Source organism: Curtobacterium sp. MCBD17_034, assembly GCF_003234515.1.
Classification (GTDB): domain Bacteria; phylum Actinomycetota; class Actinomycetes; order Actinomycetales; family Microbacteriaceae; genus Curtobacterium.
Genome location: NZ_QKTN01000001.1, coordinates 264941 through 277555, shown reverse-complemented (window position 1 = coordinate 277555; position 12615 = coordinate 264941). Strand labels below are relative to the sequence as shown.

General features: G+C 71.9%; 9 protein-coding genes. 4 read left to right on the top strand and 5 right to left on the bottom strand.

The features are described 5' to 3' along the window. Positions 1-119 precede the first annotated feature (119 nt). Positions 120-2519: an alpha-galactosidase gene (locus DEI92_RS01360; protein ID WP_111012082.1), complete on the bottom strand. Its 2400-nt coding sequence runs from the start codon at positions 2517-2519 to the stop codon at positions 120-122. A gap of 162 nt (positions 2520-2681) precedes the next feature. Between DEI92_RS01360 and DEI92_RS01355 the strand changes: the two genes are divergently transcribed. The 3 genes from DEI92_RS01355 to DEI92_RS01345 all read left to right on the top strand — a co-directional run bounded on the left by DEI92_RS01355 (position 2682) and on the right by DEI92_RS01345 (position 5802). Next, positions 2682-4271 carry a phospholipase D-like domain-containing protein gene (locus DEI92_RS01355; protein WP_111012081.1) on the top strand — a complete coding sequence of 530 codons (1590 nt, stop codon included), beginning with the start codon at positions 2682-2684 and terminating at the stop codon, positions 4269-4271. A gap of 222 nt (positions 4272-4493) precedes the next feature. Next, positions 4494-5210, top strand: coding sequence for an alpha/beta hydrolase family protein (locus DEI92_RS01350; RefSeq protein ID WP_111012080.1), 717 nt, complete (start codon positions 4494-4496; stop codon positions 5208-5210). 76 nt (positions 5211-5286) lie between these two features. Beyond that, positions 5287-5802, top strand: coding sequence for a hypothetical protein (locus DEI92_RS01345; protein WP_111012079.1), 516 nt, complete (start codon positions 5287-5289; stop codon positions 5800-5802). Between the two features lie 185 nt (positions 5803-5987). Here DEI92_RS01345 and DEI92_RS01335 read toward each other — a convergent pair whose 3' ends face one another. The 4 genes from DEI92_RS01335 to DEI92_RS01320 all read right to left on the bottom strand — a co-directional run bounded on the left by DEI92_RS01335 (position 5988) and on the right by DEI92_RS01320 (position 11399). Further along, positions 5988-8000, bottom strand: a complete 2013-nt coding sequence (locus tag DEI92_RS01335) for a beta-galactosidase family protein (protein ID WP_111012078.1) — start codon at positions 7998-8000, stop codon at positions 5988-5990. A 65-nt stretch (positions 8001-8065) separates the two neighbouring features. Beyond that, the gene (locus DEI92_RS01330) at positions 8066-9403 is read right to left on the bottom strand and encodes a sugar ABC transporter substrate-binding protein (RefSeq protein WP_111011215.1); all 1338 of its coding nucleotides are present in this window, start codon (positions 9401-9403) and stop codon (positions 8066-8068) included. A gap of 86 nt (positions 9404-9489) precedes the next feature. After that, on the bottom strand, positions 9490-10455 hold the full coding sequence (locus DEI92_RS01325; RefSeq protein ID WP_111012077.1) for a carbohydrate ABC transporter permease: 966 nt from the start codon (positions 10453-10455) through the stop codon (positions 9490-9492). Then, positions 10452-11399, bottom strand: coding sequence for a carbohydrate ABC transporter permease (locus tag DEI92_RS01320; RefSeq protein WP_111011213.1), 948 nt, complete (start codon positions 11397-11399; stop codon positions 10452-10454). Before DEI92_RS01320 ends, DEI92_RS01325 begins: the two co-directional genes overlap by 4 nt. A 183-nt stretch (positions 11400-11582) precedes the next feature. Here DEI92_RS01320 and DEI92_RS01315 point away from each other — a divergent pair, with 183 nt between their 5' ends. After that, positions 11583-12611 carry a LacI family DNA-binding transcriptional regulator gene (locus DEI92_RS01315; RefSeq protein ID WP_111011212.1) on the top strand — a complete coding sequence of 343 codons (1029 nt, stop codon included), beginning with the start codon at positions 11583-11585 and terminating at the stop codon, positions 12609-12611. The last annotated feature ends 4 nt before the right edge of the window (positions 12612-12615 follow it).

Sequence of the window (12615 nt, the reverse complement as noted above, 5' to 3'; positions counted from 1 at the left end):
CAACGTTGTAGTGGCTCCGAGTGTACGGCGGAAGCCCGAGGGACACAACGCGATCCACGCCGTGCCGCGGGATGCCGTCGCGTCTGCTGGGCAGCGCCGCGTCCGGTGACCCGGGGCGGTCAGTCCTCGGCCGTCACGTGCAGCAGCACCACGCGCTCCGGGTACATCAGGGGCGCTTGCAGCCCCGCCGACGCGAGCGCGCTGCCCGGGAGGACCGTCCCGCGGAACCGACGGACCGTCCCGTCGCCGACGCTGGTCCCCGTGGCACCCGCGGCACCCGTGGCACCCGTGGCACCCGTGGCACCCGTGGGCGTTGCCCCGCCTCCGTCCGTTCGAACCGCGTCATCGCGGGGTTCGTCAGGAAGGACGCGGTTCGATGCGGGTGCCGTGGCGGGATCGGCAGCAGCGACGACCGGCCCCCACCACGATGCCGGCTGCACCCCCGCCTCGGGGTCGCCGACGAGCACGGGGGTGACCCGGTAGCGCGTCGCCGGGTCGAGGCCGGGCAACGTCAGGCGACCCCGCGGTGACACGTCCGACCGCCCGATCGTGGCGACGAAGAACAGGGCCTCCCGCCGCGCGGGGTCGACCACGCCGTACACGTTGAGCGTCGGGTCCACCTGGTCGACCCGCACGAGCTCCCCACGGTGCATGAGGTCCCGGTACCGCTTGTACAGGTCGATCCACGCGCCGAGGTCCCGGAGCTCGAGCTCCGTCGCCCGCGCCAGGTCCCACTCGATCCCGAAGTGGCCGAACAGGGCGGTCCCGGCACGGAACGACAGCTCGTGCCACCGCCCCGTCGTGTGGTTCACGCCCGAGGCCACGTGCGACCCGAGCAGTTCCGGCGGCAGGAGCTGCATCGTCCACCGGTTCATCCGCTGGCGCTCGAGGGGGTCGATGCAGTCGGAGACCCAGACCCGGTCCGTGTGTTCGATGACGCCGAGGTCGACCCGCCCGCCCCCGGACGAGCACGACTCGATCTCGAGTCCCGGGAACCGCTCCTTCAGCGTGGCCATGAGCCGGTACGCCGCCCGGGTCTGCTCGTGCACCGCCGGTTCGCCGCCCGGCCACCGCCCCGCGTCGACGAGGTCCCGGTTGTGGTCCCACTTGACGTACGCGATCGCGTACTCCTCGAGCACGGCCGTCATCTGCCCCAGCACGTGCTCGTACGCCTCGGGGATCGCCAGGTCGAGCACCTGCTGGTTCCGTGACCGGACCGGGAGGCGCGCCCCCGTCTGCATGAGCCACTCCGGATGCGCGCGGGCCACGTCGCTGTCCTCGTTCACCATCTCGGGCTCGAACCACAGGCCGAACTCCATGCCGAGCTCCCGCACGCGGTCCACGAGCGGGTGCAGCCCGTCCGGCCAGACGTCCTCGTCGACCACCCAGTCGCCCAGACCGCGGGTGTCGTCCCGGCGGCCCCGGAACCACCCGTCGTCGAGCACGTACCGCTCCACCCCGAGCCCGGCAGCACGCTCCGCCAGGTCCGTCAGCCGTCCCAGGTCGTGGTCGAAGTACACGGCCTCCCACACGTTGATCGTCACCGGGCGGTCCCGCCGCGGGTGTCGGGGGCGCGAGCGCAGGAACCGGTGGAACCGCCGCGCCTGGTCGTCGAGACCGACCCCGTACGCGCCGAACACCCACGGCGTGCGGTAGGACGCGCCGGGGCCGAGCCGGACCTCGCCCGGCAGCAGGAGCTCCCCACCGCCGAGCACCTGCTCGCCGCTGAACACGCGCTCCGCCGCGTGCCGGTGGTTCCCGCTCCACGCGGTGTGCACGCCCCAGACCTCACCGCCGGCGAACCCGAACCCGGGCGTCCCGACGCTCAACACCGTCGCCGCGTCGGCACCGGTTCGGCCCTTGCGGCCCTGCCGCTCGTGGATGCCCGTCACGAGTTCGGTCCGCTGCGGTGTCCGCTCCGCGCCCCACCGTCCGCCGAAGTCGAGGACCTCGCGCGCTCGCGACGGCACGGGCAGCGTGAGCGTGACGTCGTCGAGTGCGTACTCCTCCGCACCCGTGTTCTCGACCTCGGCTCGCAGCCGCACGAGGCCGCTCTCGAGCAGTTCGACGACGACCACGAGCCCGAGCCCGGCCACCTCGTCCGCCGCGGTCACGGTGACGGTGCCGGCCCCGACCTCCCGGAAGTCGGCCAGCGCGCCCTCGTGCCCCCGGGCCTCCAGGCGGACCGCCGTCGTGCGGAACCGCGGCGACCAGTCCCGGCCGCTCCGATGGCCGCTGATCCCGGGTCTCCCGGTCCATCCCGTCCACCCCTCGGGCAGCACGGCGACGCGCACCGGCTCGTCGACGGCGTTCCCGCCGACCGGCGGGACGTCCGCCTCGGACAGCGCCGCGACGTCGTCCGCGGTCAGCGACCCGAGCGCGGCTCCCCAGTGGACGACCGCGGGCAGGAGGCCGGACGACGCGTCGAGCACGAGGCTCACCCCGCCGCTGCTCAGGTGGACCACCGCGTCCGGCACGGAGGATGCGGTGGCCTGGTCGGGGACCGGGAGGTGCGTCATCGGGACTCCTGACTCGTCGCCCTGCCAGCATCCCGGCTCCGGCCGTGCGCACACAACACGACCCGCGGCGGTACGCCCTCGTGCACACAACACGACCCGCGGCGGTACGCCCTCGTGCACACGCACCGGACGCCCGGGAGCGCCTCCCGTAGTGTTCCCACCGTGTACGAGGACGCCCGCCACTGGTTCCTGCGCGCCGGCGAGCGTGGCAACACGGCCACCGCGGTGCATGCCGACCGCGACGGCGAACCGGCGTGGTCGGAGGGCAACCTCGTCGTGCCGATCGTGCACGGCGCGCCGTACTTCGCCCGGCTGCACGAGGAACTCACCGCGCTGGAGCCCGGCGACCGGGTCTGGTTCACGGACTGGCGCGGCGACGCGGACGAGCGTCTGCTCCCCGACGGGCCGACGATCGGGGAACTCCTCGCGGACCTGGCCCGAGGCGGTGTCGAGGTCCGCGGCCTGGTCTGGCGATCGCACGGCGAACGGATCTCCTCGCCGATCAGCGGCAGGTCGAACGAGCTGCTGGGGCGCGAGGTCAACGACGCCGGCGGCGAGGTGCTCCTCGACCAGCGCGTGCGGGTGTTCGGCTCGCACCACCAGAAGTTCTTCGTCATCCGGCACCGCGACGACCCGGCGCGCGACGTCGCGTTCGTCGGCGGGATCGACCTCTGCCACAGCCGGCGGGACGACGCCGACCACGCCGGTGACCCGCAGGCGCTCTCGATGGACCCCCGCTACGGCGACCGACCGCCGTGGCACGACGCCGCCCTCGAACTCCACGGACCGGTCGTGGCCGACGTCCTCGCCGTGTTCGCCGAGCGGTGGGACGATCCGCACCCGCTCGACCACCGGGACCCCTACCGGATGCTCCTGCAGCGCCTCGCACGGATGCCGCGGCACCCCGAGCCGCTGCCGGAGACCGCACCCCCGCCGCCGCCCGCCGGCACGCACGCGGTCCAGCTCCTCCGCACCTACGGAGTGAAGCGCCCGGCGTTCCCGTTCGCCCCCGCCGGCGAGCGGAGCGTCGCCCGGGCGTACACGAAGGCGTTCGAGCGGGCGCGGCGACTCATCTACATCGAGGACCAGTACCTGTGGTCCACCGAGGTCGCCACCGGCATCGCGGACGCGCTCGAGCGGAACCCGGACCTGCACGTCATCGTCGTCGTGCCGCGCTACCCCGACTCCGACGGTCCCCTCGCCGGACCACCGAGCCGCATCGGGCAGCTCCGAGCCGTGCGGGCCCTGCAGCGCACCGCCCCGGACCGGGTGGGGGTGTTCGACCTCGAGAACACCGCCGGAACCCCGATCTACATCCACGCCAAGATCTGCATCGTCGACGACACCTGGATGACGTGCGGGTCGGACAACTTCAACCGCCGATCCTGGACCAGTGACAGCGAGCTCACCTGCGCCGTGGTCGACGGAGCGGCGCGGCCAGACGACGGCCCGGACTCCTCCTTGCCGCGTGACCTGCGCCTCCAGCTGTGGGCGGAGCACCTGGGGACGACGCCCGACGACCCCCGGCTCCAGGACCTGACCGGCGGACTCGCGCTGTGGAAGGCCACCGCTCGTGCCCTCGACCACTGGCACGAGGACGGCGAGCCCGGACCGCGGCCGGTCGGACACGTCCGGCAGCACACGCCCGAGCCGATCTCGGCGGTCCAGCGGCTCTGGGCCGGAGCGGTCGCGCGGCTGGCGGTGGACCCGGACGGGCGGCCGCGGCGGCTGCGGGGCACCACGCGGTTCTGACCGGTCAGGCTCCCGCACCGTCCCCGCCGCCGGCCACCGCCCCTCCGCCTGCTTCCGACGGCACCGCTGTCGAACGACACCGGCGATGACGCTTCTCGCGCCGCGCGTCGGGTGTCCGAGCAGGCGACGACTCCCCCGCTGTCGAACGACACACGTGCAGTCGGAAGGAGGCGGGAGCCACGGACGAGCCGGTCCGTCCCGTGGCCGTGGTTGTATGACCGGATGCGCCTCCACGTCGACGAGCGCGGCAGCGGACCGGACACCGCCGTGTTGCTGCACGGGATGATGGGCTCCTCTGAGAGCTGGTGGCGTGTCGTGCCGTTGCTCACCGATCGGGGGTACCGCGTGCTCACGATCGATCTGCCGGGCCACGGGCTGTCGGAGCGGGACCCGCACCTGACCGTCGAGCGTGCCGCAGCGGCCGTCGTGCACGCCGTTCGCGCGACCTCGCAGCGTCCTCCGGCGCTCGCGATCGGCCACTCCTTCGGCGGTCTGGTCCTGGCTGCCGCTGTGCAGGAGCTCCGCCCCGACTGGACCGTGTACGTGGAGGCCCCGTTCAGCAGCCGCGGCGGCTGGGACCGCGCCACGGTCGAGCTGGAGTACGAACGTGACCGACGTGAGCGGACCGTCCAGGGGCTCCGCGCCTCCCGGCCGTACTACGGCGACGAGGACTGCGTCGTCGAGGCGCGCGCTGCGGAACGGTTCGACCCGGCAACGGCGGCATCCGTCGCGGCTGCGGCCGGCGGCACCTGGATGCCCGAGCGCGGGTCGATCGTCGTGCGGGCGGAGCCGAGCGACGTCGTCGACGACGAGCTCGTGGAGCTGCTCACCGCCAGCGGTGTCGCCGTCCGCGGCGTCCCGGGAGCAGCGCACGCGCTGTGGTACAGCCACTTCGACGGGTTCGTCGGGGCACTACCCGAGGTGTTCGGGCCCGCCTGATCGCGTGCCGCATCACCACCCCCGGCACCACCCCGGGGTGGTGCCCCAGCCGCGCGGGGATCGCGAGGCTTGCCGCATGACGATCACTGACTGGCTCATCGACGGCACCCTGCTCGGACTCGTGGTGCTGCAACTCCGCGGACGACGGCTCGGCATCGTGCAGCTCCTCCTGCCGATCGCACTCGTCGCCGTGGCCGTGCTCCACTACGGGCACGCACTCCCGACGACCGCGGACGGGGTCCTCCTCGTCCTCCTCGGACCGGCGGTGGGTGTGACGCTCGGGATCGGCGCCGCGGCTCTGACGCGCGTCTGGCGGAAGGACGGTCACCCGTTCGCCCGGGCCACACCGGCGGCAGCCGCCCTGTGGGTGCTCGGCATGGGGTTCCGCCTGGCGTTCCAACTCTGGGCGAACTCGGCTGCCGGGCAGATGCACCTCACCACCTTCAGCGTCGAGCACCGGATCGAGGAATCGGCGTGGGTGGACGCGCTCCTGCTGATGGCCGTCGGTGAGGTGCTCGGGCGGACGGTCGTGCTCTTCGTGCGGGGCCGCATCGTCGGAGCCCGGCGTCGGCCCCAGATGATCGGAGTGTGACTCGTGCGGTGGCAGCGACCCTGCCCTCACAGGCGACATGGGAGCGGTCGCGCCTCGGCGATCCGGACGCCGTGTGCCATCAGCACGACACCGACCGCTCCGGCTCGGTCACCTCAGGAGTGGTCGCGCGCCTGCAACACGACGATGTGGTCATCCGTGACGGAGTAGACCAGCCGGTTTGGGGATCAGGCCTCCGTGTGCCCGAGGTCCGCGGAGCCCCGGAACACCGCATCGCGGCGGGCGGCGGCACCGAGCTCGAACACGACGACCTCGTTGCGGCCCGCGCGGACGACGGGCGCCGGCACGTACAGCGTCCGCTGGGGGCCACGCGACCAGTACCGCCCGAGGCAGAACCCGTTCACCCAGGCGACGCCCTTGCCGAACCCGTCGAGCGCCAGGTGCAGGTCCCGCACGGCGTCGAGCTCGACGGTCGCGAGCGCGAACGTCGGCCCCGCGAGCGTCGGGGCCGGGTCGGGCCGGGCATCGCGGAGCGCGGCGACGACCGGGAGGGCCGGGGTCGGCGCCGTCAGCACGGCCCCTTCCGTCATGTGCTCGCCGAGCAGGCCGTCCGCGGCAGGGGACACCGCGGCGGCGGGCTCCGCAGCCGGGGACACTGCGGCAGGCTTCGCGGCGCCGTCCGACGGGTGATGGCCGAGCGATGCGACGGCGGCGGGGACGGCGGACGCGGGCTGCGGGACGGACGCGTGCCGGGCCTCCCGGCCGTCCGCGGGCCCGGCGACGGCCGCGACCAGGTCGAGCGGCGTGACGGACCACCGGGCCAGCGGGGCGCCGTCGACGGTGACCGGGCCGACCAGGCCCTTGGGCTCCCCGATGCGGACGCCGTAGTCGACGCGTCCCTGGTCCTCGACCAGGACGTCGAGCACGGCACGGCCCACCGGCGGCAGGACGAGCGCGTGGTCGTGGTGCTCGCGCTCGAGGACGCCCACCGGTCGCCCGTCGAGGAACACCTGGGCGCGGTCGCGGACCTCCTCGACGGTGAGGACGCCGCCCGCGGGCAGGTCGACCTCGGTGCGGTAGAGCACGAAGCCGGCGCCGCTCCCGAGTGCGTCGACGGTCGGGACGTCGTCGTGGTGCGTCCACGTGGCGATGTCGTCGACGGTGCTCCAGAGCGACAGGGCACGGTCGAACCGGAGTGCGACGTCGGGCACCGGGGCCGGGGCGGGTGCGTCCGGGGCGAACTCCGGCGGCAGGTCCGGCACGGGCGCGTACCGCTCGATGACCGATCGGAACGCGTGGAACTTCGGGGTGGGCAGCCCGGCCTCGTCGAGCGGTGCGTCGTAGTCGTAGCTCGTCGCGATCGGTCGGTAGACGCCCTTGTCGTTCGCACCGTTCGTCAGGCCGTAGTTCGTGCCGCCGTGGAACATGTAGACGTTGACGGACGCCCCCGCGGCGAGGAGTGCGTCGAGTTCCCGGGCGGAGTCGGTCGCCGAGGTCGTGTGGTGGTGTTCGCCCCAGCTGTCGAACCAGCCGTCCCAGAACTCCGAGCACATGAGCGGGCCGGTCGGCTGCACACCTCGGAGGGTCGCGAGTCGCTCGGACGCGCGGGACCCGAACGAGCCGGTGGCGTGGAGACCCGGGATCGTGCCGTCCTCGAGCATCGTGCCCATCGGCTGGTCGACGCTCGTGAACGGAACGGTGAGCCCGATGTCGCGGTGCATGGCGAGCAGCGCGCGGAGGTAGGCCGGGTCCGAGCCGTAGGCGCCGTACTCGTTCTCGACCTGCACGAGCACGATCGGGCCGCCGGCGTCGATCTGCCGGGGCACGAGCACGGGGGCGAGCCGCTCGAGGTACGCCTGCACGGCCGCGAGGAACCGGGGCTCGTTCCGGCGCACGCCGACGTTCGCGTCGGCGAAGAGCCACGACGGCAGCCCGCCGTTCGCCCATTCGGCGCAGATGTACGGACCGGGTCGGACGATGGCGTGCATGCCCTCGGCGGCGACGAGGTCGAGGAACCGGCCGAGGTCGAGCCCGCCGGTCAGGTCGAAGGTGTCGGGCGACGGCGCGTGGGCGTTCCAGGCGACGTACGTCTCGATGGTGTTGAGGCCCATGAGCCGGGCCTTGTGGATCCGGTCCGCCCACTGGTCGGGGTGGACGCGGAAGTAGTGGAGCGCTCCGGAGAGCACGCGGTGGGGTTCGCCGTCGAGCAGGAAGTCGTCGGGGCCGATGGCGAAACGCATGAGCGTGCCTTTCTTCGGATGGGAGGGGACGGTGCCCGGGCGACGCGCGCCCGGGCACCGTTCGGTCACTTGGACGAGACCGTGAAGCCCTGCTGCTTGCCGTACTTGACGAGCTGGCTCTGCCAGGACTGCAGGCCGCTGTCGAGCGACGTGTTGTTCTGGTAGGACTGGCCGACCGTGTCCGCGAAGACGCTGTTCGCGTAGACCTCGTAGGGCAGGTAGGTGAAGCCGGACTTGACGTTCTTCGACGCGTCGACGAGGACCTCGTTGATCTTCTGGCCACCGAAGTACGACGGGTTGTCGTTGAGGAACGACGACGACTCGAGGTCGGCGGTGGTCGACGGGAACCCGCCGGACTTGGCGAAGATCTTCGTGCTCGCGCTCGACGAGTTGAGCCACTTGAGGAAGCCCGCCGCGAGCGCGGGGTTCTTCGACTGCTTCATGACGACCTGCGAGCTGCCCCCGTTGTTCGCGGTGACGGCCTTGCTGCCGTCGTAGGTGGGCATCGGGGCGACGCGCCAGTCACCGCTGCCGGCCGGGGCGCTCGCCTCGAGGTTGCCGGGCATCCAGGCGCCGGTGATGAGCGAGGCGATCTGGCCGTTGCCGAGCTGCTTGAACCAGTCGTCGCTCCAGGCCGGCGTGGTCGAGAGGAGCTTGCCCTGGACGAGCGGGTTCCAGGTCGACGTCCACTTCTTGCTCCCCGCGTCCTGCAGGTCGATCGACACCTTCGTGCCGTTCGTCGTGAACGGGGTGCCGCCGGCCTGCCAGATCATGCTGGTCGCGAATCCGGGGTCGCCGTTGTCCGCGGTGATGTACTCGCTGGGGTTCGCCGCGTGCAGCTTCTTGGCGTCGGCGACGTACTCGCTCCACGTCTTCGGGACGGCGAGGCCGTACTGGTCGAAGATGCGCTTGTTGTAGAACAGCGCCATCGGGCCGGAGTCCTGCGGCAGACCGTAGATCTTGCCGTTCATGGCGACCGAGTCCCACGTGCTCGCGGAGTACTTGCCCTTGAGCGAGCCGAACCCGTACGAGGTGAGGTCGGCCAGGGAGTTCGACAGCGCGAACTGCGGGACGGCGAAGTACTCGACCTGCGCGACGTCGGGCGCGCCCGAGCCGGCCTTGATCGTGTTCTGGAGCTTCGTGTACTCGTCGGTGCCGGTGCCGGCGTTGACGAGCTTGACGTGCACCTTCGGGTACGCCTTCTCGAACGCGGCGACCTGGGCCTTGGCGGACGGGGTCCACGACCAGTACGTGATCGTGCCGCCCTTCTTCAGCGCGGCGGAGACGTCGCTCGCGCTGCCGCCCGAGGCCGACGAGCTGCCGCTCGCGCAGCCGACGAGGGCGACCGCGGCGGAGACGCCGATGGCGACGGCGGCGAGGCCGCGCCGGAGACGCTTGTGCATGGTGATGCCTTTCACTTCGTTGTGGATCGCAGGGGTGCGGTGGTGCTGGGTGCTGCCCCGGGCCTCCCGGCCGACGGGGCGGGAGGTCACGCCTTGACGGACCCGGCCGCGAGGCCGGACTGCCAGAAGCGCTGGAGGAAGAGGAACGCGGCGACGATCGGGATGATCGTGAGCAGCGAACCCGTGACGACGAGGTTGTAGATCGGCTGGGCTGCGGCGCCGGTGGCCTGCGCGTTCCACTGGTTCAGGCCGACCGTGAGCGGGTACCAGCGGGGGTCGCTCAGCATGATCAGCGGGAGGAAGTAGTTGTTCCACGTGGCCACGACCGCGAACAGCAGCACCGTGACGACGCCGGGCATGAGCAGTCGGAGCCCGATCGTGAAGAAGATCCGGAACTCGCCGGCACCGTCCATGCGGGCGGCCTCGATGAGCTCCATCGGGATGGCGTCGATCGCGTACGTCCAGATCAGGTAGAGCCCGAACGGACTGGTGAGCGACGGCAGGATGATCGCCCACGGCGTGTTCGTCAGGCCGACCTGCGAGAACAGCAGGAACGTCGGGACGGCCAGCGCCGTGCCCGGGATCGCGACCGCGCCGAGCACGATGGCGAACACGGCCCGGCGGCCGGGGAACGCGTACTTCGCCATGCCGTAGCCCGCGACCGTGGCGAGGAGCGTCGCCCCGCCGGCACCGACGACGACGTAGAGCAGGGTGTTGCCGAACCACTGCAGGAAGATCCCGCCGTTGTAGGTCAGCGTGTCGTGCAGGTTCTGGATCAGGTTGAAGTGTCCGCCGAACCAGAGACCGAACGTCGACAGGAGCGACGACTGCGTCTTCGTGCTGTTGATCACCAGGTAGGCGAGCGGCGCGAACGAGTAGACGGTGAACACCACCATGACGGCGGTGAGCAGCCCGCTCCGGCGCGGCCTGGGCGAGCCGGCGCCGGTCCTGCGACCCGGACGGGAGGCCCGGGGAGCGCGGGCACGCGGGTCGCGGCCGCGTGTGCCCTCGGTCGCGATGGTGACGGGCGGTGGGGTCTGGACGGCGCTCATCGGTTCTCCGCTCGCGTGCCGCGCACCTGGACGACGTAGGCGATCACGGCGGTGATGACACCCATGACGATCGCGACGGTGGCGGAGTAGTTGAACTGCTGGCCGCTGAAGGACAGCGAGTAGGCGTACATGTTCGGGGTGAATGCGCTGCCGATGACGTTCGGGGCGAGCGTCTTGAGCAGGTTCGGCTCGTTGAAGAGCTGGAAGCTGCCGATGATCGAGAAGATCGTGGCGATGACGATCGAGCCGCGCAGCGCCGGGATCTTGATCGACATGATCGTGCGGAGCGGTCCGGCGCCGTCGATCTCGGCCGCCTCGTACAGCTCGGTCGGCACCACCCGGAGCGCGGAGTAGAAGATCAGCATGTTGTAGCCGAGGAACTCCCACGTGACGACGTTGCCGATCGACGCGAGCACCCAGTGCGGGCTGAACGGCTCGAACAGGTCGATGCCCAGGGCCTTGTTCGCGGCGCCGGTCAGGCCGAACTGGTTGCCGTAGATGAAGCCCCAGATGAGCGCGGCGACGACACCCGGCACGGCGTAGGGCAGGAACACCCCGATGCGGAAGAACGCCGAGCCGTAGAGGCGACCGCTGTCGAGTGCGAGTGCGGCGACGAGTGCGAGGACGAGCATGACCGGCACCTGGACCACGAGGAACAGGACGACGCGCAGGAACCCGGCCCAGAACTTGGCGTCCTGGAACAGCTGCAGGTAGTTGGCGAACCAGACGAACTGGTTGCCGCCGATGAGCTGGTCGCGGAACAGGCTGAGCCAGAGTGCGTAGCCGATCGGCACGATGAGCATCGCGACGAGCACGATCATGAACGGCGCGACGAACAGCCAGCCGGTCCAGCGCTGGCGGGCTCGGCCCTTGCCCCGGGCGCCACCACGGGCGCCGTTCCGGCCGCCGGGTGACGTTCCCCGGCGCGCGGTGATCGCGGTCATACGACTCCTTCGTCCAGACGGTGCTCCGTAGATGTTGACGTCAACATCGCGCGGTTCACCGTAGCATGGCAACGTCAACATGCAAGCGCCGACGCAGAATCGTGACCAGAGGCCCGGTTCGTGCGATGATGCGGCCGAACGAGGTGGACCCGGCCGATCGCGGCGGGCCAGGAGGGGACCCCGATGAGCACGGAGACCCCGTCCGAGATCCGCAAGGCCCCGTCATTGGCCGCGGTCGCGCAGGCCGCCGGGGTCTCGATGCAGACCGTGTCCCGCGTCGCGCGCGGGTTCGACAACGTCAGCGACGACACCCGGGAGCGCGTGCGTCGTGCGATGGCCGAGCTCGGGTACCGGCCGAACCGTGCCGCCCGGGCCCTCCGCTCGGGGCGGTTCCGCACCATCGGGGTGATCCTGTTCACCCTGGCGTCGTTCGGCAACATGCGGACGCTCGAGGCCATCGCCGAGGCCGCGGGCGCAGCCGACTTCACGATCACCCTGCTCCCGATGGCCCGGCGCACCGAGGCAGGGGTCCGGTCCGCGTTCACCCGGCTGTCCGAACAGGCCGTGGACGGTGTCGTGATCATCATCGAGTCGCACGTGCTCGACGCCGCCGAGGTCGCGCTGCCCGACGGCGTGCCGGTCGTCGTGGTCGACTCCTCCGCCACCGCCGAGCACCCCACGATCGACACCGACCAGGCCGAGGGCGCCCGGATCGCCACGCAGTACCTGCTCGACCTGGGCCACGACACCGTCTGGCACGTCAGTGGACCCCGCGCGTCGTACTCCGCCATGCGCCGGGAGGCCTCGTGGCGCGCCACGCTCGAACGGGCCGGGCGTCCCGTACCCGACGTCATCCGGGGCGACTGGACGACCGACGCCGGCTACACCGCCGGGCAGCGGATCGCCGCCCGGCCGGAGATCACCGCCGTCTTCGCCGCGAACGACCAGACGGCGCTCGGCATCCTCCGTGCGTCACACGAGGCCGGGCGTGCCGTTCCCGGGACCCTGAGCGTGGTCGGGTTCGACGACATGCCCGAGGCCGACTCGTTCTGGCCGCCCCTCACGACGGTGCACCAGTCGTTCGACGAGGTCGGGCGGCGCGCGGTGTCCACCCTCATCGCCGAGATCGAGGGGCGGTCGGCGCCCGACCACGGGGGGCTCGTCCCCGTGTCACTCGTGGAGCGGGCGAGCGCGGCGCCGCCGAACCGCTAGCCGC